We start from the raw sequence: 20,865 nt of genomic DNA on the forward strand, positions 1-20,865 counted from the left end.
CCTGTAATTAGAGGAAACTAATGCTGATCCAGCCCAAGGCTGTCGCGTAATAATTGCAACCGCTCCATATCGCCATCGCTGGCGGCTTGCTGGAGGGATTTGGTAGGAGCATGAATCAGGCGGTTAGTGAGCTTATGGGCCAACTCATTCAACACTTGTTCTACATTGGCACCCTGCTCAATGGCGGCCAATGCTTTAGCGGTCATCTCACTACGAACCTGTTCGGCCTGAGAACGATAATCACGAATGGTTTCAACCGCCCCCTGCGCACGTAGCCAGGCCATAAAATTCATGCTTTCCTGCTGTACTATTGATTCGGCCTGCACCGCAGCGGCCTGACGCTGTGCCATATTGTGCTGAATAATCGCGTGCAGATCATCAACACTGTATAAATAGGCATTAGACAGTTTACCCACTTCTGGCTCAATATCCCGTGGTACGGCGATATCGACAAACAGCATTGGCTGATTGCGGCGGCTTTTCAGAGCACGTTCGACCATTCCCTTACCAATAATAGGCAATGGGCTGGCCGTTGAACTGATAATAATATCGGCATCGGCCAATCGAGCATCAATTTCCGGCAAAGTAATCACTTCGGCCCCCACTTCTGTCGCCAGCACTTGAGCTCGCTCACGGGTACGGTTAGCGATAATCATATGCTTGACTTGATGCTCACGCAGATGACGAGCCACCAGCTCAATGGTTTCCCCAGCCCCCACCAACAGCACATTCAGTTCAGAAAGCGACTCAAATATCTGACGTGCCAGAGTACAGGCAGCAAAAGCAACCGAAACGGCACTGGCTCCAATATCTGTTTCTGTCCGAACCCGTTTGGCAACCGAGAAAGATTTCTGGAACAACCGCTCCAACTCGCCAGACAGCGATTGACCACGCTGAGATTCAGCAAAGGCCTTTTTCACCTGCCCCAAAATTTGGGGTTCGCCTAATACCAGTGAGTCTAACCCGCTGGCAACACGCATCAAATGACTGACGGCATCATTACCATGATGCCAATACAGGCTTTTTTTCACTTCGTCCGGGCTGAGTTTGTGATAGGTACAAAGCCAGGCAATAAGTTGTTCATGCAGATTATCTTGCTGCTCTACGCTGAGATACAACTCAGTTCGGTTACACGTAGACAATACGACACCGCCCTGCACCAACGGCTGTTGGAGCAAGCTGACAAGCGCCTGGTCGATAGATTCCGGTGAAAAGTTCACTCGTTCACGTAAAGATACAGGCGCAGTTTTGTGATTAATGCCTAATGCAAGCAGAGTCATGAGAACGGCTTCGAGTAATACTGATGTTAGTATGGATTCTCGTCTGAACCGCATTCTACTTGATGCGCGGGTTCAATAAAAGTCACAGTGCAATATCCTAAGTATTATCATAAATTATGATCAGAAATTGGTTATCTGCTGTACAACAATATTGCGTAAACCCTGTACAAAATAGAACAAGATATTGACGCTCAGCCTTCAGCCCGTTAGCGTGAGCACCTCAGATACCAATTAGCTAGGTATCAAATAATTTGTTTTATCAAAAATTATTATTTATCGGTAACATGACCTCATCAAAGACGCGTCGCCAATGATATCCGTGCGACCGATAGGATTTATAGCCATATGTCGATGTATAAAATCAGTTTTTATCGCCTGCTCCCTTTAGCAACGCTGTTGCTAGCAGCCTGTAGCACCACGCCACCGACCGGTCCGGCGACCAGTCCGACATCGCCACAGTGGCGTCAACATGAGCAACAATTACAGCAATTGAGCCAATTCCAGACCCGGGGTGCCTTTGCGTATATTTCTGAAAAACAAAAAGTCTATGCGCGCTTTTTCTGGCAACAAACTACACCTGAGCGCTATCGCCTACTGCTGACCAACCCATTGGGCAGCACAGAACTGGAATTGGTGGTACAACCAGGCGTTACCCAGTTGACCGATAATCAAGGCAAACGCTATGTCAGTGATGACCCACAAGAAATGATTCAAAAGTTGACGGGGATGTCCATTCCATTGGAAAGCTTACGTCAGTGGATTTTAGGGTTACCCGGTGATACCACTGATTTCATCCTTGATGATAAGTACCGTTTGAAGCAAGTGACTTATAAACAAAATGGTATGACGTGGGTGGTTGATTATCAGGAATACAACACTCAAGTGACGCCAGCATTGCCGAGCCGCATGGAACTGAGCCAGGGCGGGCAGCGAATTAAGCTAAAAATGGATAATTGGACTGTCAAATAACATGGTTAGCACGCAGCAACATGTCTGGCCCTCACCGGCCAAATTAAACCTGTTTCTTTATATCACCGGGCAACGGGCCGATGGTTATCATGACTTACAAACCCTGTTTCAGTTTCTCGATTATGGCGACCAGCTAACTATTGTGCCGCGAGATGACAATCAGATTCGCTTATTAACGCCAGTTGCAGGCGTAGAAAACGAACAGAACTTGATAATTCGCGCGGCGCGATTGCTACAACAACAATTTCTACAACAACAATTGCCACAACAACAGCCCGGCACGGTAAAAGTACCTCGTGGGGCAGATATCAGTATTGATAAACGCCTACCAATGGGGGGAGGACTGGGTGGTGGTTCATCTAATGCCGCTACGGTACTGGTTGCACTCAATTTACTGTGGCAATGTGGTTTCTCTGATCAGAAATTGGCCACTCTTGGCCTAACATTAGGTGCCGATGTGCCGGTGTTCGTTCGTGGACATGCTGCCTTTGCTGAGGGAATTGGCGAAAAATTGCAACCTGCGGAGCCTTTAGAGAAGTGGTATTTGGTGGTACACCCCGGTGTAAGCATCCCAACACCAATTATTTTTTCTGATCCTGAATTAAAAAGAAATACGCCAGTTCGCCCACTGGCGGCGCTTTTAAGCACTCCGTACGCAAATGATTGCGAACCGATCGCAAGAAAACGTTTTCGCGAGGTTGAACAGGCTCTTTCATGGCTGTTAGAATACGCTCCGTCACGCCTTACCGGAACCGGTGCTTGTGTGTTTGCAGAATTCGACACTGAGGCATCGGCCCGACAGGTGTTAAGTATTGCCCCGGAGTGGTTGCATGGTTTTGTTGCTCGTGGTGTAAATGTTTCGCCACTGCATCGTGCGCGCTCTGGGAAAATTGAAAGTTGTGAGTGCAGATAACGATTTACAGCGTTATGTAAGGTCGATGTAATGGCTCTACTAACCTTGGGTTCTGAAAATACCTGTCTCATTTGATTGAAAGCCGGTTCATAATGCTGTTTTGTACCCAATAGATTTCAAGATGCAGGAAAGCGGCAAACGAGCGAATCCCGATAACCTTACATGAGTAAGTGATGCGGGTGAACGAGAACAGTCGACACACCTGTAATTTGAATGATGACGGTTATTCACCGTGTTTTGGCTTTAAATACCCGTATGTATATTGCAATCAGTATGAATAATCGCCCCTGATTACTGATATGACAATATCTTCTCTGGACGCATGCCTGAGGTTCTTCTCGTGCCTGATATGAAGCTTTTTGCTGGTAACGCCACCCCGGAACTAGCACAACGTATTGCCAACCGTTTGTACACCAGTCTTGGTGACGCCGCTGTAGGTCGTTTTAGCGACGGCGAAGTGAGCGTGCAAATCAACGAAAATGTACGCGGTGGTGATATTTTCATCATCCAGTCCACCTGCGCACCCACGAACGATAACCTGATGGAACTGGTTGTCATGGTTGATGCCCTGCGTCGCGCCTCCGCAGGACGTATTACTGCTGTTATTCCTTACTTCGGTTACGCTCGTCAGGATCGCCGTGTGCGTTCTGCCCGTGTACCGATCACTGCCAAAGTTGTTGCCGATTTTCTCTCAAGTGTTGGGGTTGACCGCGTATTGACAGTGGATCTACATGCTGAACAGATCCAAGGCTTTTTTGATGTTCCGGTTGATAACGTATTTGGTAGCCCAATCCTGCTGGAAGATATGTTGCAGCAGAATCTGGAAAACCCAATTGTTGTCTCTCCAGACATCGGCGGCGTTGTTCGCGCCAGAGCCATTGCAAAACTGCTGAACGATACTGATATGGCGATTATCGACAAACGCCGCCCACGTGCTAACGTTTCTCAGGTGATGCACATCATCGGTGACGTTGCTGGCCGTGACTGCGTGTTAGTTGACGATATGATCGATACCGGTGGCACATTGTGTAAAGCAGCGGAAGCCCTGAAAGAACGTGGTGCCAAGCGTGTATTTGCTTACGCGACTCACCCGATCTTCTCTGGTAATGCGGTTGAAAACATCAAACATTCTGTTATCGATGAAGTGATTGTTTGTGACACGATTCCGTTGTCAGCTGAAATCAAGGCATTAAAAAATGTGCGTACTCTGACCCTGTCAGGCATGTTGGCTGAAGCCATCCGCCGTATCAGCAATGAAGAGTCCATCTCTGCGATGTTTGAGCATTAATCAGTATTAGGTTGTGGATATCCCTGCGGTGCTATCTGGCCGCAGTTAGCCATTAAGCTATTTTCGCGATAGGTCACTTGGTGGGCATCACGAATGGGGTTCATAACGAATTGATACTATGCAATGCATAAATTGAAGCAGATAAAGAAAAACCCGTTGAAGCAGATGCGACAACGGGTTTTCTACTCTCGATCGCTGAGTTCTTGATCAATAGGTGTTTGTTTTATCGCTCGTTGAGCCGTCATTTACCCCTCCTGCACATCAGCTCAATTAAAAAGCCAAGAAAACAGGTCTATGTTTGCCGCTTCGCTGTAATTAGTCGCTAATGATGCCTTGCTCGCTAGGAGTGACGCTGGTTGCGATTACAACGCTTGTCAAAGTGCTTAATCCACCAATAACGATCCGCAACTTCCTCACGCCCACCGATACGCGCGCCAACTAACCACAACAGTGCGCCGACAAAAATACTCATCACGGCACCATGGGCAAAGAATTGCGGTAGACCCAGTTGGGATACCTCTGTCAGGATTGAGTAACCTACCCCTACGACCATGGTAACCAAACCTAATCCCATCAGCACATTACCGACCCTTGCTGCGCTTTTACGTTTCATATGCCACCTCCACCTAGGTTGCCAATAAATAACCACTGAGCCGAACGCTAAAACTGCTTGCTTAATGCGATTATTCATGTCCACTTAATAACTAAGTATAGTCAGGCTTGCGAGGAAGGTATTGCGCTTGTGATCACAACTGGCAAATATATTCCAACAAATCTTTACATAATCCAGACATTTGGCACTGAATTTGAATTATACATACAGGCAACTATTCACATCTTGAACTATTCACTCTAAATAAATTCATGCTAGCAGTTTTGTTATTACGCGCTATGACAGGTAAACTATGGCACTTTAATTCCTTTAGTTATAGCGAATGGCGACGTGAGCAGTATTAAATTAATCGTTGGGCTGGCAAATCCGGGCGCTGAATATGCCCAAACTCGCCACAATGCAGGTGCTTGGTATGTGGATTTATTGGCGCAGCGCCATAATCAACCACTGAAAGAAGAGGGTAAATTCTTCGGCTACACTGCAAGGCTAAATCTGGCAGGCCAAGACGTTCGCTTGTTGGTACCCTCTACCTTTATGAATCTCAGTGGCAAGGCCGTAGCCGCAATGGTTGGGTTTTACCGTATTCTGCCGGAAGAGATTTTAGTCGCACACGATGAGTTGGATATCCCGCCGGGCGTGGCTAAATTAAAGCTAGGTGGCGGTAACGGTGGCCATAACGGCCTGAAAGATATTCAGAGCAGGTTGGGGAATAACCCTAACTTCTATCGTTTGCGCATCGGCATCGGCCATCCGGGTGATAAAAGTAAAGTCACCGGTTTTGTTTTGGGTAAGCCACCAATCAGTGAACAAACCTTAATTGACGAGGCTATTGATGAATCTATCCGCTGTACTGAAATACTGCTAAAAGAAGACATCACTAAGGCAATGAATCGCCTGCATTCCTTTAAGGCCGGCGTATAATACTGGCCCGGTTCCCCGGCTAACGAACATAAGCCGGGGTGCCTGTATTAGTTGTTATTCATTTTTGTTGCACAGCGCATTAATCCCCTGTTGTCCCTCACCGGTCAATACCACACCTGAAAATATCACCCTCACCCGCCCGAGAAAATTGTTGCTTTTACCATCATATTCGCCCGCAATATCACTCAATTTATCGCTACAAAAAAGCGAATCCCAATCTGATGCCTTTCCTTTGTTGCGCGATAAGTCGTGGCTGCGTTCAAACTTGTCGGTTACTGCGGTAAATTTCAACTGGATGCTGTCGAAATCTTCATAAAGGGTATTTTTTTTGTACCCCACATATCTAACGCTCTTGCCCGAGTGACTTTCAATTTCCACCCCATATTGATCAACCAACTCGGCAAAGGAGGGGGCGGCAGGCTCAACATCTGCGGTAAGAAAACGCATTCCCACAATACCCGCCATCCCCCCGAACAAGATGACGATCAGCCATTTATAGATACTCATTTCCATTGGAATTACCCAAATTCAGTATGCGGACTGTAATAACTAGTTATCGGACATTTATCAGGAAACTTAAGATGGCATAAGCGTGATCTCGGACACAGAGTTAGAAAAATCAATCACCTACTCGCTCTCACAGCATGTTCCCTTGCGGCGACGAAACAGCATGATCGAGATAAATCGTCAGAATGTGTATAATGGCGACATAAATTTTGATTACATCAGCACGTTAACCCTAACGAGTTGATTTTTAAGTTATTTAAGGTGATATAAAACATGGGATTCAAATGCGGTATTGTGGGCCTGCCTAACGTTGGTAAATCCACCCTGTTCAACGCGTTGACACAAGCGGGTATCGAAGCAGCTAATTTCCCGTTCTGCACCATTGAACCCAACACGGGTGTGGTGCCAATGCCGGACCCGCGTCTGGACCAACTGGCCGAGATTGTTAAACCTCAGCGTATTTTGCCAACGACGATGGAATTCGTCGATATCGCGGGCCTGGTTAAGGGTGCATCCAAAGGCGAAGGCCTGGGTAACCAGTTCCTGACCAATATCCGTGAAACTGAAGCAATTGGTCATGTGGTACGTTGTTTTGAAAATGACAACATCATCCATGTTGCCGGTAAAGTTGATCCCGTTGATGACATTGATACCATCAACACTGAACTGGCACTTTCCGATCTGGAAACCTGTGAACGCGCAATGCATCGTGTTCAGAAGAAAGCTAAAGGCGGTGATAAAGACGCTAAAGCGGAACTGGAAGCGCTGGAAAAATGTCTGCCACATTTAGAAAATGCTGGCATGCTGCGTGCGTTGAACCTGAGTGCTGAAGATAAAGCCGCCATCCGTTATCTGAGCTTCCTCACCCTGAAGCCAACCATGTACATTGCTAACGTCAATGAAGATGGGTTTGAAAACAATCCATATTTGGATCAGGTGCGTGCCATCGCTGCGGCGGAAGGTTCTGTGGTAGTTGCCGTTTGTGCCGCAGTTGAGTCTGATATTGCTGAGTTGGAAGATGCAGACCGCGCTGAATTTATGGCTGAGTTAGGTATTGAAGAACCCGGTCTGAACCGTGTGATCCGTGCCGGTTATGAATTGCTGAACCTGCAAACCTATTTTACTGCCGGTGTAAAAGAAGTGCGTGCCTGGACCATCCCGATAGGTGCAACTGCACCACAAGCTGCCGGTAAAATTCACACCGACTTCGAGAAAGGCTTTATCCGCGCACAAACTATCGCTTTCGAGGACTTTATCACCTACAAGGGTGAGCAAGGCGCGAAAGAAGCCGGCAAAATGCGTTCAGAAGGTAAAGATTACATCGTAAAAGATGGCGACGTGATGAACTTCTTGTTCAACGTCTAAATCATTTTTGTTGTTTCATGAGGATTCACTGAGTCTCATGAAAAATAACAAATACCATTAAATCCACGCATTTGCGTGGATTTTTCATTTCATAATGTCTCATCTTGTCTCGTGAAAGCGCAGTTTAAAATAAGTATGTGGATAACAATCCGCAGATAACATGCTATTCCCCTTCCCTTTCAAACCGTCAAAATGCTCAGAACGCGCCATAGTTTGACAGGATATCGGCTGCACCTATTTCCGGGTCGTGATAATCCATGCGGCCCAATGACATTGCACTCGTTGCGTCAACGACGCAAAAGCCTCGGCTGGAGCGGTACTTTCAGCACACATGTGACCAGAACAACAGGTAATACCCGTTTAAATAAGATGGGGGAGATACTCCGGGTGGCATCGTAATAGAAACTTTCGCTTTCAGAACGGGCTGGAATTATGGGCTTTGACCCACTCTTCACTGATGGGATGAACAAAATGCAACTCACTGGCGTGCAGCATCAGCCGTGGAGTCCGTTCGGTACCTGGCAGCAGGCGACCGCCATACAGGTCACAGCCCAAAATGGGATGGCCCAACTGCTGACAGTGGATGCGGAGTTGATGAGTACGCCCGGTTTCTGGGGTTAGCTGTACCCGCGTTAATGGCAGTAACGTCCCATCTTCCAACTCATGATAAAAGCGCTCCACGACCCGATAGTAGGAGCGAGCCGGCTTGCCGTGGATTGGGCAAATCGACATCAGCGGGAACAGTGCCGGGTCTTTGGCAATCGCTGCGTCTATCATCCCTTCGTTGTCATCCAGATGTCCGCAGAGCAGTGCGCTGTACACTTTGGTCACGGTGCGCTGGCTGAACTGTCGACAGAGGGTGGCATTTATAGCCTTATTGCGGGCAATCACCATCAGCCCGGAAGTGCCAAAATCCAGGCGATGAACCAGGGTACAGCCGGGGAATATCTGTACTAACCGATGATGCACCGAATCCAGATTTTGCGGATTTTTCCCCGAGAGGCTAAGCAGCCCCGCAGGTTTATTGATAAGAACCAGGTGATCGTCCTGATAGAGAGTCTCTATCTTGTCATGACACGGCGGGGCAATAAAGGTATCGATTATCTTAGACATCAGGCTACCCGGATGAAGAGTGGGAGCGGATGATACCGAATTTTAAACCGACTGGCGAATCCTGAGAGCAGGTCCCACCAGCCTCTGATAACCCCCTCCAAACTCAAGTAATACCGTGATCAGGTCCTGCAATCTGGAACAGACTCAAAAATTACAGGTATAATCCCACAAATTATTCAACTGGTTTAGGAACGAAGATGACAAAACTCACCTTACAAGAGCAGATGCTAAAAGCTGGATTAGTGACCAGCAAAAAAATGGCCAAAGTCCAAAGAACAGCTAAGAAATCACGAGCTCAGGCTCGTGAGGCAAGAGAGGCTGTGGATGAAAATAAAAAAGAACAACTTGAGCGTGATAAACAACTAAGCGAACAACAAAAACAAGCGGCTTTATCTAAAGAGTATAAAGCTCAGGTGAAACAGCTCATTGAAATGAACAGAATCGATATTTCAAAAGGCAATATTGGTTTTAACTTCACAGATAATAATTTAATTAAAAAAATAGTTGTGGATAAGCTCACTCAAGCTCAGCTGATTAGTGGTCGTCTCGCCATTGCTCGTCTGGTTGTTGAGAACAGTGGCGAGAGTGAATACGCTATTATCCCCGCGAGCGTAGCCGATAAAATTGCGCAGCGAGATGCGAACAGTATTGTATTAAATAGTGCGCTTAGTCAGGAAGAGCAAGATGGAGAAGATCCGTATGCCGATTTCAAAGTGCCCGATGATTTGATGTGGTAATTAACAGTTTGCAGATGCGTATGTATGAAAAGCCCCTCAGGGCTTTTCATTAAGATTTTATGCTCAGCCAATTCATGGAAAACGCAGAGCGATCTAACCAATGTGATGCATCCATCGAGTGAATTCACAGCCAAAAGCGGGTGTTGATATAAATAGAAGACGTTAGCCTGTTAGGCATTGCAGTCATAATGTTTTTTTTGAAAAGCTCACTGACATATGACGGATCTATGATTTTGATTGATAATGCCGATAGACAATTTATGGGTATTACCTGTTTGCTACTGCATCGCTGGTATGAATTGCACTAGTGGTCGGGATTCCGGGATGCCCACGGTCTCGCTCCCAGGTAAAAGGGGCAAAATCACAGTTTTCATCACGCCAATGAGGTTTGCGCAGTGCATAAATCACCAAAGGTACCATGCAGAAGAACAAGGCTAATGCGATCAAAATAGCGACATACTCCTTGGGGCTACCCACCACAATTTGGCTAGGTGGAATGAAGCTAAAGATGAAAGCAATACACGAACTCAGTAGCCCTGTACCACCAATAATCCACATCCCTGCATTACCGCCAGATATACAATAAGGCCGTGGTCGGTTTGGTTGACTAAAGCGCAGGTAGATAGCCGCACTGAACATCAACATGTACATAATGAGATACAGGATGACGGTCAATTGGCTCAATATCTGGTAGGCCGATTGAACTGAGGGAAGTACCACGAACAAGATAGATAGCAAGGTAACAATAAGTGCTTGAACACATAGGATATGCGTCGCCATACCATTTTTATTGATACTCTGCCACCAGCGCGGTAAGTATCCGGCCTTAGCCACTTCCAATAACCCGGATGAAGGCCCGGCAACCCATGTCACTACACCTGCTAATACCCCCACAGCCAGACAGCATGACACTATCGGCCCTAGCCATTCGATACCGGCCCACTTAAACAGGTCGTAATAAGTCACTAACAAACTTTGCGTCAGATTGATATCAGACTCGGGGATCACAAAAGCTATGGCTAACGTGCCCAAGACAAAAATAAGTACAGTCCCTAAAGCAGCCAACATAATAGCGATGGGATAGTTTCTCTGCGGGTTCTCTACATCTTTGACATGGATGGCATTCATCTCCATCCCAGCATAAAACAGGAAGATACTGGCGGCTAAAACCACATTATCGAAATTAGAAAAGTCAGGAACAACGTTATCCCATGACAACTCTATTTGCGAGGTACCTCCACCAATCAAATATGAAAAACCTAATATGATCAGGATAATTACCGGAATGATGGTGCCTATCAATCCCCCCCATTTAGAGACCTTGGCAAAGGTTTCCACCCCTTTAAAGGCAATAAAGGTCGCAAACCAATAAATACACAACACAATCCCGAGCACAAAGAATTTATTGGCCGCGAGTGCTTGATCCCATGTCTGGTCGGGGCCAATAAAAGCTAATGAAACCGCACCGAACGTCAGGACAGTAGGGAACCATACCGTCACCTCAGTCCACAGCATAAACATGGCTAAAAATGCCCAGCGCGGGCCAAAAGCCTCGCCTACCCAGCGAAATACTCCGCCTTTTTCCGGCCAACCGGTTGCCAATTCAGCCGCCACCAAACAGACCGGGATCAAGAAGAATACAGCAGCAAACAGATAGTAAAAAATAGAACTTAATCCATACTCCGCTTCGGTAGGTAACCCTCTTAGACTGACCACTGCCACAATATTCATTACCACTAGTGTCATAATGCCCAGTTTTTTTATTGACGGGCTGCGTTTGGTTGATACGTTATTGTTCTGCATAAACTCACCTCATAATTAGATTATTAAAAGATAATTAAAAACAATCTATTAGATGTGATTGAAGCGGAATTTGTTTTTTATCAATTGAGTAACTCATTTGTAATGATCCAAAACGAGAATCTAAAAACAAACAATCCATATTATCTGACATAATAAACACCCTATTTATTTAGTTTAAATTTAGCACCATAGTTTTCACAAAGAATAAAAACAAGTCAGCTAATAATTAAATATAAATCAACCACCATGTCTTATATTGTTTTCAGTTTAAATCTAGAATAAACATGCCAGACAAGCAACACAGAAAGTCAGTATATTTCTCGCATTGATCGTCAACATTTAAAAAATGTAGTTTAATAAAAGCCAATTAAAAAACACTTTGATTTATAGATATATTAATACTTATTGAATGAAGTTAATTTAATAACAAACAGATAATTCATAGCAAAGACATAAGTAGGCTTAGGTATATTAATAGTTATAAATATTACATGCCTTTCAGCCCATCATTATCATGGCTAGTAAACCGTAAGCAGCAAAGGCGACTCTCTGCCAGAGTGCTGCACTCCATTGGAAAGCGGTAATACGTAAGAAGCCACTAATCTACACAATTCTATGGGTTTCCCCCGTCTCACAAGAAATTGTGAGCCATTTTAGCCTGCCAATTACCACCAATCCTAAACGATAATCTTACACAGGCTTTTGAACCTTATAGTTCAAATGTTAATATAGTTGGCTGAGGGAGTTTGATATCACGGCGATAAAGGAAAAGTTTTGAACACTAAAAGTAGAATGCAGTTGTGGCCATGGTTGGCGGTATACGCAATGGTTGTCTTGCTATTGGCTGGGTGCTCAAACAAATCCAATCGTGACTACACCAAACTGCCAAAAGGCAGTTATAACGATAAATCGTATACCGTTAAGTCAGGTGACACACTTTATTTTATTGCATGGATCAGTGATAGCGAAGTGAGTGACCTTGCCCGCATCAACAGGCTCCGCCCCCCCTATAGACTTGAGGTTGGGCAAAAACTTCAGCTCAGCAGTTCTGCGGCGTCCGGGCGACTGGCATCAACGAAGCGTAAATCCTCAAATACTGTACTCGCTGCATCGACACCACCACCGGGTGCTAATCGATGCTGGCGCTGGCCGACCAGTGGCCAAATAATATCGCGCTACTCCAACGCCGACGGTGGTAATAAAGGCATTGATATTACGGCTAAACGTGGGCAGCCAATCTACGCGTCGGCCAAAGGGCGAGTCGTGTATGTCGGGAATCAGTTACGTGGTTATGGCAACCTGATAATGATTAAACACGGTGAGGATTTCATCACCGCTTATGCCCATAACGACACCATGCTAGTGAACAATGCTCAAGATGTGAAAGCGGGACAAAAAATAGCCACGATGGGCAGCACCGGAACAGACACGATAATGTTGCATTTCCAAATCCGTTACCGAGCAACCGCACTTGATCCACTACGCTATCTGCCACCACAAGGGGCAGCGCCTAAGTGTTAGCAGACCGCGGTGTAAGTAGTCGTTAAGTGTTCTAGCGGAATCAAATAAGCAAAAGGCTCCTGTTCAGGAGCCTTGTTTTATTCTTCAACACTCGAGGCTATCGTTACGCCAGTACTTCTTTCACGAAAGCTTTAATCTCTTCAACTTGGCAGTTATCAAAGAAGCACTGCTGGAAACGTGCACCGCTTACTGCGGTTTTCACTAATTCACGGTCAATAGAGCGCAGTGTATCGAGATAGTTTTCTTTCACTACCGCAGCTTTCACTTGGTTCAAAATACCCGCATTACGTACCTGCGGCTCTTTACGATCCAGCGGGTAACCTTCCCCCTTCACGCCAGTAAACGCTTTTTCAAAGATATAACGCACATTTAATTCAGCACCCCAGCCAAAACCTTTGGCGAATGGCAGTGACAATGCATTACCGTTATTGATCTGAGCAAACAGGAAAGCGTCAGCAGGATCGATGCAATATCCACATACAACACCTGGATGGATGTTTAACGACATCATTGCGCCTTGGCCTGTACCACAGCCAGTAACCACAAAATCCACTGCTTTAGAATTGAGCAGAATGCTGGCCATGATCCCCAGATGAATATAAGTCAGGTGATGGTCGTTTTCATCACTCATGCCCACGTTGTATACCGGGTACGCTTTTTCCGAGGCTACAGCATTCAGCTCTTTCAGAATGATGGCGTTTTTAGTTGCCTGACTGTTTTCCATCATCAGTGCAATTTTCATTATGTTCTCTCCTTTGCGCCAATGAGCTGTGGCCCATTGGGTGTGATAGTTAGACTTGACTGTGCAGAACATAGCACTCTAAAAACAAAATTTCAATTTTAATGAAAAGATGTTTTATAAATATCACATTTTGAGATTTAGTCGCCATGCATCCTACCGGATAACCATGAGAATAGCGGGTGTATGTAGCTGTGTGCGTCACTCATCTGCGACGAATACAAAATCAAATCGGTCAATGTTTGGCCTATCGACCCAAATGCTCGCTTGAATAACATACAAAAAGACCATGCGGATGCATGGTCTTCTCTTACTGGAAATAATCGACAACACTAACTTTAGTGATGCAACATCTCGTGAACTATTTCATCTTTGCCTAATGTGATTGGATAAAACGTTGGCCAGTTATCCATTTCTTTAAACAATGCTTCATGCGACTCATTGCTCGTGTAAATATGAAAATGATGGGATTTTTGTGGTTCTATTATATGGTCACTGAATTGGACAAATTTTGGTGCTTTTGAGTTAGCATCTTTACATTCGAATAAATAGCGTACTCCCTTCTTCCCTGAGTCATAGTGCATTATTTTAAAGCCAGAGTAGCTATACTTACATGAATTAACGGCATCTGAGGTGTGAAAATCAATAGTGTTATTCTCTATGCCAATCATAATGATATCAGTATGATAGCCCCGGCGGTAATACTCTCGGTATTCTGTAACCGTTTTATCTTTATTTTTTTTCGCTTTATTAACGAGTACCGAATCCAGATCCCCTTTTAACAGATAGGGATTAACCGATTGCCAGACCCCATCCCAATCACTCAGCCCCCTATCCTTAACATCTTTGTCTACAAAGATGCCTTCACTTGCTGTGCGTGCAGCATCCGATTGATGGTGCTCATGTGAGTGGCTATGTTTACCATGCGCAAATGATTTAAAACTGATCAATGAAACACAAACACTCAATGCAATTATGGATAGGCAGTTATATTTTTTAGACATCTATAGCTCCTTATTGGATAGCACGAATGTAATGTTATACTATTACACATACGCTAATCAATAGGCGCTTGTACAGTAGGCCACCAGATATTAGCTGCCGTCGCTGAGGCCGAGCATCGACGTATCCTGGAGAGGGAAAATGGCCGTTGTGCCGCCGCAATGGCTACCAAAATTAAGTCAGGGCGAAAACCACGAATGAAATCAGACATGGCTAGTATTCTTATTAACAAAAAAGCGGGTTATGGCAAAACCGGGATGTCGAGAACCCCTGATTTCCGTTTAGAGAGGAAAGTTAAGGCCGCTATTTAGGCTTACATTGCCTCTAGTTCTTTCTGAGTTCGTCCACAGTACGCAAAAGCTAGCGTTCGAATAACTTTATGGGGCAGACGCCAGACGTCGGGCAGCTTCTATGACAGAGGATCTCCGTCTGGCATGTTCTTCTGCGCTATCTGGTCCCGTTAACATGCGCGCGACCTGTGGAACGGCAGACCACCATCCGGCCAAAGCTAACACCAAAAAAGCCAGATGATCTGCTCCAATGGCTTGGGTAACAATTCCCTCGCGCTGCCCATCGCTCACGGCCTGAATCTTGTATCCATAGTATTCGCGTCGCTGTTCTTCGTCCGGCACCTCATCACTGAATATCAACCCTTCCCAGCGCATGAGCCGACTCAGTTCAGGATTGTCGAGGTGATAATCGTAGGCACGGCCAGCGTAATCGCCAATATCTTCAACCGCAAAGGATGTAATGGGCAACGCCGATGCCACCTTGGCCAACTCACTACGTAATACGGCTGAGAACAGCGCTCGCTTATCGCCAAAGTAATTATAAACACGCTCCTTGTTTACCCCGGCCAACTTGGCAACCCGCTCAAGGGTAGTGCCATCGGGTCCGAGTCGGGCGAATTCGGTCATCGCCGCATCCAGAATTTTGCGTTTCGTCCCTTCAGTATCCCAAGCCATTTTTCTTCTCTCTCATTTATAGGTTGTTGCTGTCACGTAATCATACTATAGTTATTTCCAACTAAAACGTTGGAGTTGTAATTTTACTTTATAATCGGAGTCTGAACTATGAAAAACACCATCCTCATCTGTGGATATGGCCCGGGTATTTCCCATGCAGTCGCTCGCCGTTTTGGTAAGGCGGGTCATCCCGTAGCCTTGATTGCGCGCAATGCTCAGCGTCTCGCTGATGCGGTAACGGAATTGACCGCCGAAGGCATCCAGGCTCGCGCTTTCCCAGCCGATCTTAGCGATGTTAAAGCGATTCGACATGCCGTCACGGACGTACATGAGATAATGGGGCCTATAGGTATCCTGCACTGGAACGTTTTTCTCGATATCGAAGGTGACCTGCTGTCCACTCAGCCCGCAGATCTGAGCAAGAGTTTCGATCTTCGCGTTGTTGGCTACATCACCGCCGTACAAGAGAGCAGGAACGACCTTGCGGCATCAAAAGGTACCGTATTGGTTACCAGCGGCGTCATGGCGCTCGATGACCCACAAATCAATGCGTTCGCCATCGATTATGCTGCGATTGCCATCAGCGTTGCAGCTCAACGTAAAACTACCCATATTCTGGCGCATACCCTCGCGTCACATGACATTCATGTCGGTGAGGTGATCGTCAACGGCTTCGTTGAGGGAACACCGGGCGGTGTGGGTAAAAGTGATACCGTCGCACCAATGGACATCGCTGACCAATTCTGGGAACTGCATACTGCACGTCAGGTACATTCCGTCATCGTTGGGGGTGCTGTACCGATATCGGAAGCAGAGTTCCATGGCTGAAAATACGCAATTCTCAGGCTTGGCTGATGAGACCTTCAGCAAGCCCCCTCACCTCAGACCAGCTCATTACGCGAGTGGGCCAGGTGTCACGCTACTGGTCTCGGTCGCCCTGTTGGTGCTGACCCAGCTTTACCTGGCAATCCCTTTGCTGACGTACGTCGGTCACTCTTTCAGCCCGGCAACACCGGGGGCTGTCTCGTTCGCGCTGGCCACTTGTTTCAGCCTGGCCTATGCTGGCGGGTTCCTGCTCTGGGGGCCGTTATCGGATCAGTATGGTCGTCGGCCAGTGATGCTGATGGGGCTGAGCGCCCTGTCGATTGCCACACTTGCCTGCGCCTTCGTGCCTTCGTTGCCATGGTTGGCGGGACTTCGGATGTTACAGGGGCTGGCAGCGTCCAGTTTTGCCCCGGTAGCACTGGCCTATCTTGCTGAAGCGGTGCGGATACGTCACCGAGCAACCGCCATCGGGGCCATGTCTACGTCTTTCCTCGTGGCCGGCATCCTTGGGCAAGTATTCGCGGCCTGGGTGGCGTTACGATGGGATTGGTTCTGGGTATTTCTGACCACGGGAGGCGGTCTTGTGGTCATGCTTCCATTAATTGCGTTGATGATAAAGGAACCGACACGCACTATCGTTGAGGGTCATCTGGGCCATCGTTTCGTAGCATTGGGCAAAATTGCCGTGCGGCCTGCCATTCTGCTGCTGTCATTTGCACACATCACACTTCTCCTGTCTTTCGTTGCGATGTATACGGCGTTGGGGCCGCATCTGGCGGGCTTGAACCTTTCTCCTGCCACAGTCATTGCACTGCGCTTGGTTGGATTGCCAGGGATGTTCATCGCCTTGCTGGTCGGGCCGCTTGCTGCTCGGATCGGGATGCCGGGCGTTGCGGGTGCAGGTTATCTGGTTGCGGCCGTGGGCTTGGCCCTAGAGGCTGTGTTAGCGCAATCGCTGACCGGTATTGCCATTGGGAGTCTGGTCTTCGTGGTCGGCGTCGCTCTCGCTATTCCGGCAATGATCACCCAGTTTGGTGATCTGGCGGTACCTAACCGCGCAGCGGGCATGGCCCTCAATGGTTTTGTCCTGTTTATCGGTGCCAGCATCGGTCCATTTATCGTGTCCTGGGTGCCCGGTTTCGTCCCGCTATTGGTGGGGCTTGCGGTGGCACTTTTACTGGCCACTGTCTGCGTTGCGGGCAGTGCATCGCTTGCTTCATCCACGAGGAAATCATGAATTCTATCCGTTCTTCGCTCTCTTCAGTTCTGACTTCCTGCCGTTGGATCCTGGTGTTCCGCATCAGTCTAGGGCTTACCGCTGCTCTGTCTGCTTTCGCGTTGCAAACAGCCTCCGGTGCGGTTGGAGATAACCCGATCAGCATCCCAGATACTCATCATCAAACCAGTCAGCGTTCGGTCACTCTGGATGGTCAACCCGCCGCACTCAGCCGTTACGAGAGGCGCGATGAGCGCAATGCCTTCCTGGAGGGAGAACACTTTAGTACGGTGATCGCCGCCGATGGCACACTCAAGGGTTTTGCCAACATCTCGCTCGACCTAGTGGGGAAACCGTTACCGTCTCGTGAGCGCGCTGAGCAGATTGCGGCAGAGTTCTTGCGTAAGGCTGCGCCCGACTTGCTGACCAGCCTAGGGAGAGCGTCTGTTACTCTCCATGATGAACCTATTCGCTTATCACACCCAGGCCGTAACGAGACCGTCCAACTCACCGGTTTAAAATTCAAGGCACGCAATCTGGCTGATGGGCGTTGGTTCTGGGTCATCATCGGTAGCGATGAGAAACCGATGCTGTTCGAGCGCGATCTGGAATGGGCAACCCTGCTCGCTCGCCGCAAAACGGAACAATGGCTGCATGACCGATGGATAAAAGCACAAGATGCCCAACAGATCAGTAAACCAAGCCGTTGGAATCTGCCATGGACTCATTAACTCAGATTGTTCTTGGCAGCAGTGTCGCCGCACTTGTTGTCCCCCCACATCATCGACGCCAGGCAATACTGGCGGGTGGAGTTCTCGGTACTTTGCCCGATCTGGACGTGCTCTGGTTCAAAGTATTCAGCAGTGATGTGGTTACAGAAGTGACCTGGCACCGTGGTCCATCGCATTCACTCTTGATGCTAACGTTGTTGGGATTGCTGCTTTGGCTCTTGCTCAAGTCTCGCAGTTCGCTGGTTCGAGGTGCCCCATTGCGGTGGCTGTTGGCGATCTGGCTGGCCCTGATAACACATCCGTTGCTGGATGCCTTTACCGTCTACGGTACGCAGGTGCTATGGCCCATGAAGACCCCACCCGTCATGTGGGCGACAATCTTCGTCATTGATCCGTTGTATACAGTGCCGTTGTTGATAGGGGTTATGGCTGCCTGGCAGCTTTCACCACATAAAACTGCGCAGCAAACGAGTGGCTCAGGCCGAGACAGGGCGGCACACAATTGGTTGGTAGCAGGCTTGCTCGTGAGCTCGGCCTACCTGGCTTGGAGTGTTGCCGCCAAATCTCTGGTTGACCGGGTAGCCTCGCAAAGCCTGGCTGTTCTGAACTTGCAGAATGCCCCGCGTTTTTCTACACCGCTTCCGTTCAACACGCTGGCTTGGCGGGTGATTGTGATGGTACCGGATGGCTACTGGCTCGGTGACCGATCCCTTGTCGCGGATCGGGGAGCGATGCAATTTACTTTTCACGAAAGCGACAACCAGGCGTTGGCGCAGTTGACATCCGTACCGCAGTTGAAACGTCTATTGTGGTTCACACATGGGTTTATCGCCGCTCACGCTCAGCGACGTGAGGATGGCGAGCTTCGGCTGACCCTTGCAGATCTGCGAATGGGGTTAGAGCCCGATTATTTTTTCCGCTATGACATTGCTGGCATAGATGAAAGTGGCCACTGGGCAGCAGCACCAGAAATTACCCAATTGCCTGAGTCGGGTGATACCGCCAAGATGCTAAGCTGGGTGTGGAGGCGTATTTATGACAGTAAAGCAACGCCGTGAGTGACAAATGGAATTGTAATACTCTAGAACAGAGTTAATTGATTTATTGGATTATTTTCGCTAAACGGTGACTATCTGTAAGCCAATGCATTAGTAAAAACTGATACATCATCCTATAAAAAATTATCTGAAATAAAAACTAGCTCCGATGTTAGTATGTTTTCTGCGTGATTTGGCCTCAAACCCCAGTAGCACTCAACAGCAGAATGATAGGCTGTTAGTGCTACTGGTTTAATCGCGCCGACTGCGGTTAGCGCTTCTTGCGGTTACGATGCATATCTATGGCGACGGCACTGACAATAATGATGCCTTTGATAATGTCCTGAATGTAGGAGTCCACACCAATAAAAGTAAAACCACTCTTAATCAGTCCTAAGATTACGGCGCCAATTACTGTACCGGTGATACGACCGACCCCACCCATCAAGCTGCTACCACCAATAACGGCAGCCGCAATCGCATCCAATTCATAAGATTGGCCCATGCTTGATTGCCCGCTACTCACCCGGGCGGCCAAAACCACGCCCGCCAAGCCAGCTAATCCCCCGGCAATGGTATAAACCGTTACCAGATATTTATTAACGTTAATGCCTGATACTTTTGCTGAAATCATATTCCCGCCGATGGCATAGACGTATTTACCATAACGGGTGTGTTTCAGTGCAATATGGAATATCACCGCAATAACCAAAAAAATGATAACGGGCATAGCACCTTGCCCAACCGCGGTAAAATCATCGGAGAGAAAACTTACCGGATTGCCTTTAGTGTAATATTGGGCAAGTCCTCTGGCAGAAACCATCATTCCTAATGTAGCGATAAAGGGAGGAATACCTGTACGGGTTATCAAGAAACCATTAATAAATCCACACAGTATCCCGACCCCTATGCCTGCAATAATAGGGATAGCCGCGGGTAAATCCAATAAGTGCGGATACATAGGTGAAATACTTTCTGATGTCTGTGCCAGACTCGCCGCGACAACAGCCGTTAATGCAATTAAAGAGCCGGATGAGAGATCAATGCCGGTAGTGATAATAACTTGTGTCACTCCGACGGCAATGATACCTATAATAGCCACTTGCAGAACGATCAATAATAGCCGATTAGGATTCAATAAAAATGATTGATCGCGAATAAACCAGCCAAGGAACTCAAAAATCAATGCAATACCGATCATGACAATAAAAATACCGGTATCTTTAGGTAATTTCCCTTTAAATCCAGACATGAATGAATGTGTTTTTGTTGACTCAACCGTTAATGATTTAGCAAATTTAACATTACTCATTATCGTTA

General features: G+C 47.3%; 20 protein-coding genes and 2 pseudogenes. 13 read left to right on the top strand and 9 right to left on the bottom strand.

What is annotated here, in order from left to right; all coding sequences use genetic code 11:
- Positions 1-17: 17 nt before the first annotated feature.
- The gene (locus A6J66_006740; protein ID PNM23923.1) at positions 18-1,280 is read right to left on the bottom strand and encodes a glutamyl-tRNA reductase; all 1,263 of its coding nucleotides are present in this window, start codon (positions 1,278-1,280) and stop codon (positions 18-20) included.
- 345 nt (positions 1,281-1,625) lie between these two features.
- Between A6J66_006740 and A6J66_006745 the strand changes: the two genes are divergently transcribed.
- The 4 genes and pseudogenes from A6J66_006745 (at position 1,626) to A6J66_006760 (ending at position 4,776) form a co-directional block, all read left to right on the top strand.
- Positions 1,626-2,249, top strand: coding sequence for a lipoprotein localization protein LolB (locus tag A6J66_006745; GenBank protein PNM23924.1), 624 nt, complete (start codon positions 1,626-1,628; stop codon positions 2,247-2,249).
- A 1-nt stretch (position 2,250) separates the two neighbouring features.
- Complete coding sequence (locus A6J66_006750) at positions 2,251-3,162, top strand: 4-(cytidine 5'-diphospho)-2-C-methyl-D-erythritol kinase (GenBank protein PNM23925.1); 912 nt, start codon at positions 2,251-2,253, stop codon at positions 3,160-3,162.
- A 340-nt stretch (positions 3,163-3,502) separates the two neighbouring features.
- A complete protein-coding gene (locus A6J66_006755) occupies positions 3,503-4,450 on the top strand; it encodes a ribose-phosphate pyrophosphokinase (protein ID PNM23926.1) in 948 nt (315 codons plus the stop codon).
- 140 nt (positions 4,451-4,590) lie between these two features.
- Positions 4,591-4,776, top strand: a pseudogene (locus A6J66_006760) (hypothetical protein).
- A 14-nt stretch (positions 4,777-4,790) separates the two neighbouring features.
- Here the strand turns inward: A6J66_006760 and A6J66_006765 are convergent.
- Positions 4,791-5,063, bottom strand: coding sequence for a hypothetical protein (locus tag A6J66_006765; protein PNM23927.1), 273 nt, complete (start codon positions 5,061-5,063; stop codon positions 4,791-4,793).
- Between the two features lie 330 nt (positions 5,064-5,393).
- Here A6J66_006765 and A6J66_006770 point away from each other — a divergent pair, with 330 nt between their 5' ends.
- Positions 5,394-5,984, top strand: a complete 591-nt coding sequence (locus tag A6J66_006770) for an aminoacyl-tRNA hydrolase (protein ID PNM23928.1) — start codon at positions 5,394-5,396, stop codon at positions 5,982-5,984.
- A 54-nt stretch (positions 5,985-6,038) separates the two neighbouring features.
- Here the strand turns inward: A6J66_006770 and A6J66_006775 are convergent, their stop codons facing one another.
- Entirely contained in the window at positions 6,039-6,497 is a 459-nt protein-coding gene (locus A6J66_006775) for a hypothetical protein (protein ID PNM23929.1), read from the bottom strand.
- A gap of 267 nt (positions 6,498-6,764) precedes the next feature.
- Here A6J66_006775 and A6J66_006780 point away from each other — a divergent pair, with 267 nt between their 5' ends.
- Together A6J66_006780 and A6J66_006785 are read left to right on the top strand one after the other, a co-directional pair.
- Positions 6,765-7,856: a redox-regulated ATPase YchF gene (locus tag A6J66_006780; GenBank protein PNM23930.1), complete on the top strand. Its 1,092-nt coding sequence runs from the start codon at positions 6,765-6,767 to the stop codon at positions 7,854-7,856.
- Between the two features lie 150 nt (positions 7,857-8,006).
- Positions 8,007-8,231 (top strand): annotated as a pseudogene (locus tag A6J66_006785) (integrase).
- A 39-nt stretch (positions 8,232-8,270) separates the two neighbouring features.
- On the opposite strand, the gene A6J66_006790 reads toward A6J66_006785, so the two are convergent.
- Entirely contained in the window at positions 8,271-8,969 is a 699-nt protein-coding gene (locus A6J66_006790) for an RluA family pseudouridine synthase (protein ID PNM23931.1), read from the bottom strand.
- 197 nt (positions 8,970-9,166) lie between these two features.
- Between A6J66_006790 and A6J66_006795 the strand changes: the two genes are divergently transcribed.
- Positions 9,167-9,706, top strand: a complete 540-nt coding sequence (locus A6J66_006795; GenBank protein ID PNM23932.1) for a DUF2058 domain-containing protein — start codon at positions 9,167-9,169, stop codon at positions 9,704-9,706.
- Positions 9,707-9,973: 267 nt separating this feature from the next.
- Here A6J66_006795 and A6J66_006800 read toward each other — a convergent pair whose 3' ends face one another.
- Entirely contained in the window at positions 9,974-11,509 is a 1,536-nt protein-coding gene (locus A6J66_006800) for an amino acid transporter (GenBank protein ID PNM23933.1), read from the bottom strand.
- 774 nt (positions 11,510-12,283) lie between these two features.
- Between A6J66_006800 and A6J66_006805 the strand changes: the two genes are divergently transcribed.
- The gene (locus A6J66_006805) at positions 12,284-13,030 is read left to right on the top strand and encodes a LysM peptidoglycan-binding domain-containing protein (GenBank protein PNM23934.1); all 747 of its coding nucleotides are present in this window, start codon (positions 12,284-12,286) and stop codon (positions 13,028-13,030) included.
- A 103-nt stretch (positions 13,031-13,133) separates the two neighbouring features.
- Here A6J66_006805 and A6J66_006810 read toward each other — a convergent pair whose 3' ends face one another.
- The 3 genes from A6J66_006810 to A6J66_006820 form a co-directional block, all read right to left on the bottom strand.
- Positions 13,134-13,772, bottom strand: coding sequence for a hypothetical protein (locus A6J66_006810; protein PNM23935.1), 639 nt, complete (start codon positions 13,770-13,772; stop codon positions 13,134-13,136).
- A gap of 335 nt (positions 13,773-14,107) precedes the next feature.
- Positions 14,108-14,773, bottom strand: coding sequence for a metal-binding protein ZinT (locus A6J66_006815; protein ID PNM23936.1), 666 nt, complete (start codon positions 14,771-14,773; stop codon positions 14,108-14,110).
- Positions 14,774-15,148: 375 nt separating this feature from the next.
- Entirely contained in the window at positions 15,149-15,736 is a 588-nt protein-coding gene (locus A6J66_006820; protein ID PNM23937.1) for a TetR family transcriptional regulator, read from the bottom strand.
- Positions 15,737-15,844: 108 nt separating this feature from the next.
- On the opposite strand from A6J66_006820, the gene A6J66_006825 reads away from it, so the two are divergent.
- From A6J66_006825 to A6J66_006840, 4 genes are all read left to right on the top strand, one after another.
- Positions 15,845-16,564, top strand: coding sequence for a KR domain-containing protein (locus A6J66_006825; GenBank protein ID PNM23938.1), 720 nt, complete (start codon positions 15,845-15,847; stop codon positions 16,562-16,564).
- Positions 16,557-17,798, top strand: a complete 1,242-nt coding sequence (locus A6J66_006830; GenBank protein ID PNM23939.1) for an MFS transporter — start codon at positions 16,557-16,559, stop codon at positions 17,796-17,798. Before A6J66_006825 ends, A6J66_006830 begins: the two co-directional genes overlap by 8 nt.
- A 308-nt stretch (positions 17,799-18,106) precedes the next feature.
- On the top strand, positions 18,107-18,508 hold the full coding sequence (locus A6J66_006835; protein PNM26917.1) for a hypothetical protein: 402 nt from the start codon (positions 18,107-18,109) through the stop codon (positions 18,506-18,508).
- On the top strand, positions 18,496-19,566 hold the full coding sequence (locus A6J66_006840) for a metal-dependent hydrolase (GenBank protein PNM23940.1): 1,071 nt from the start codon (positions 18,496-18,498) through the stop codon (positions 19,564-19,566). The genes A6J66_006835 and A6J66_006840 overlap by 13 nt, the downstream gene beginning before the upstream one ends.
- Positions 19,567-19,816: 250 nt before the next feature.
- Here A6J66_006840 and A6J66_006845 read toward each other — a convergent pair whose 3' ends face one another.
- The gene (locus A6J66_006845; GenBank protein PNM23941.1) at positions 19,817-20,857 is read right to left on the bottom strand and encodes an ABC transporter permease; all 1,041 of its coding nucleotides are present in this window, start codon (positions 20,855-20,857) and stop codon (positions 19,817-19,819) included.
- Between the last annotated feature and the right edge of the window lie 8 nt (positions 20,858-20,865).

It is taken from the genome of Yersinia enterocolitica (genome assembly GCA_002082245.2).
Lineage (GTDB): Bacteria > Pseudomonadota > Gammaproteobacteria > Enterobacterales > Enterobacteriaceae > Yersinia > Yersinia enterocolitica_E.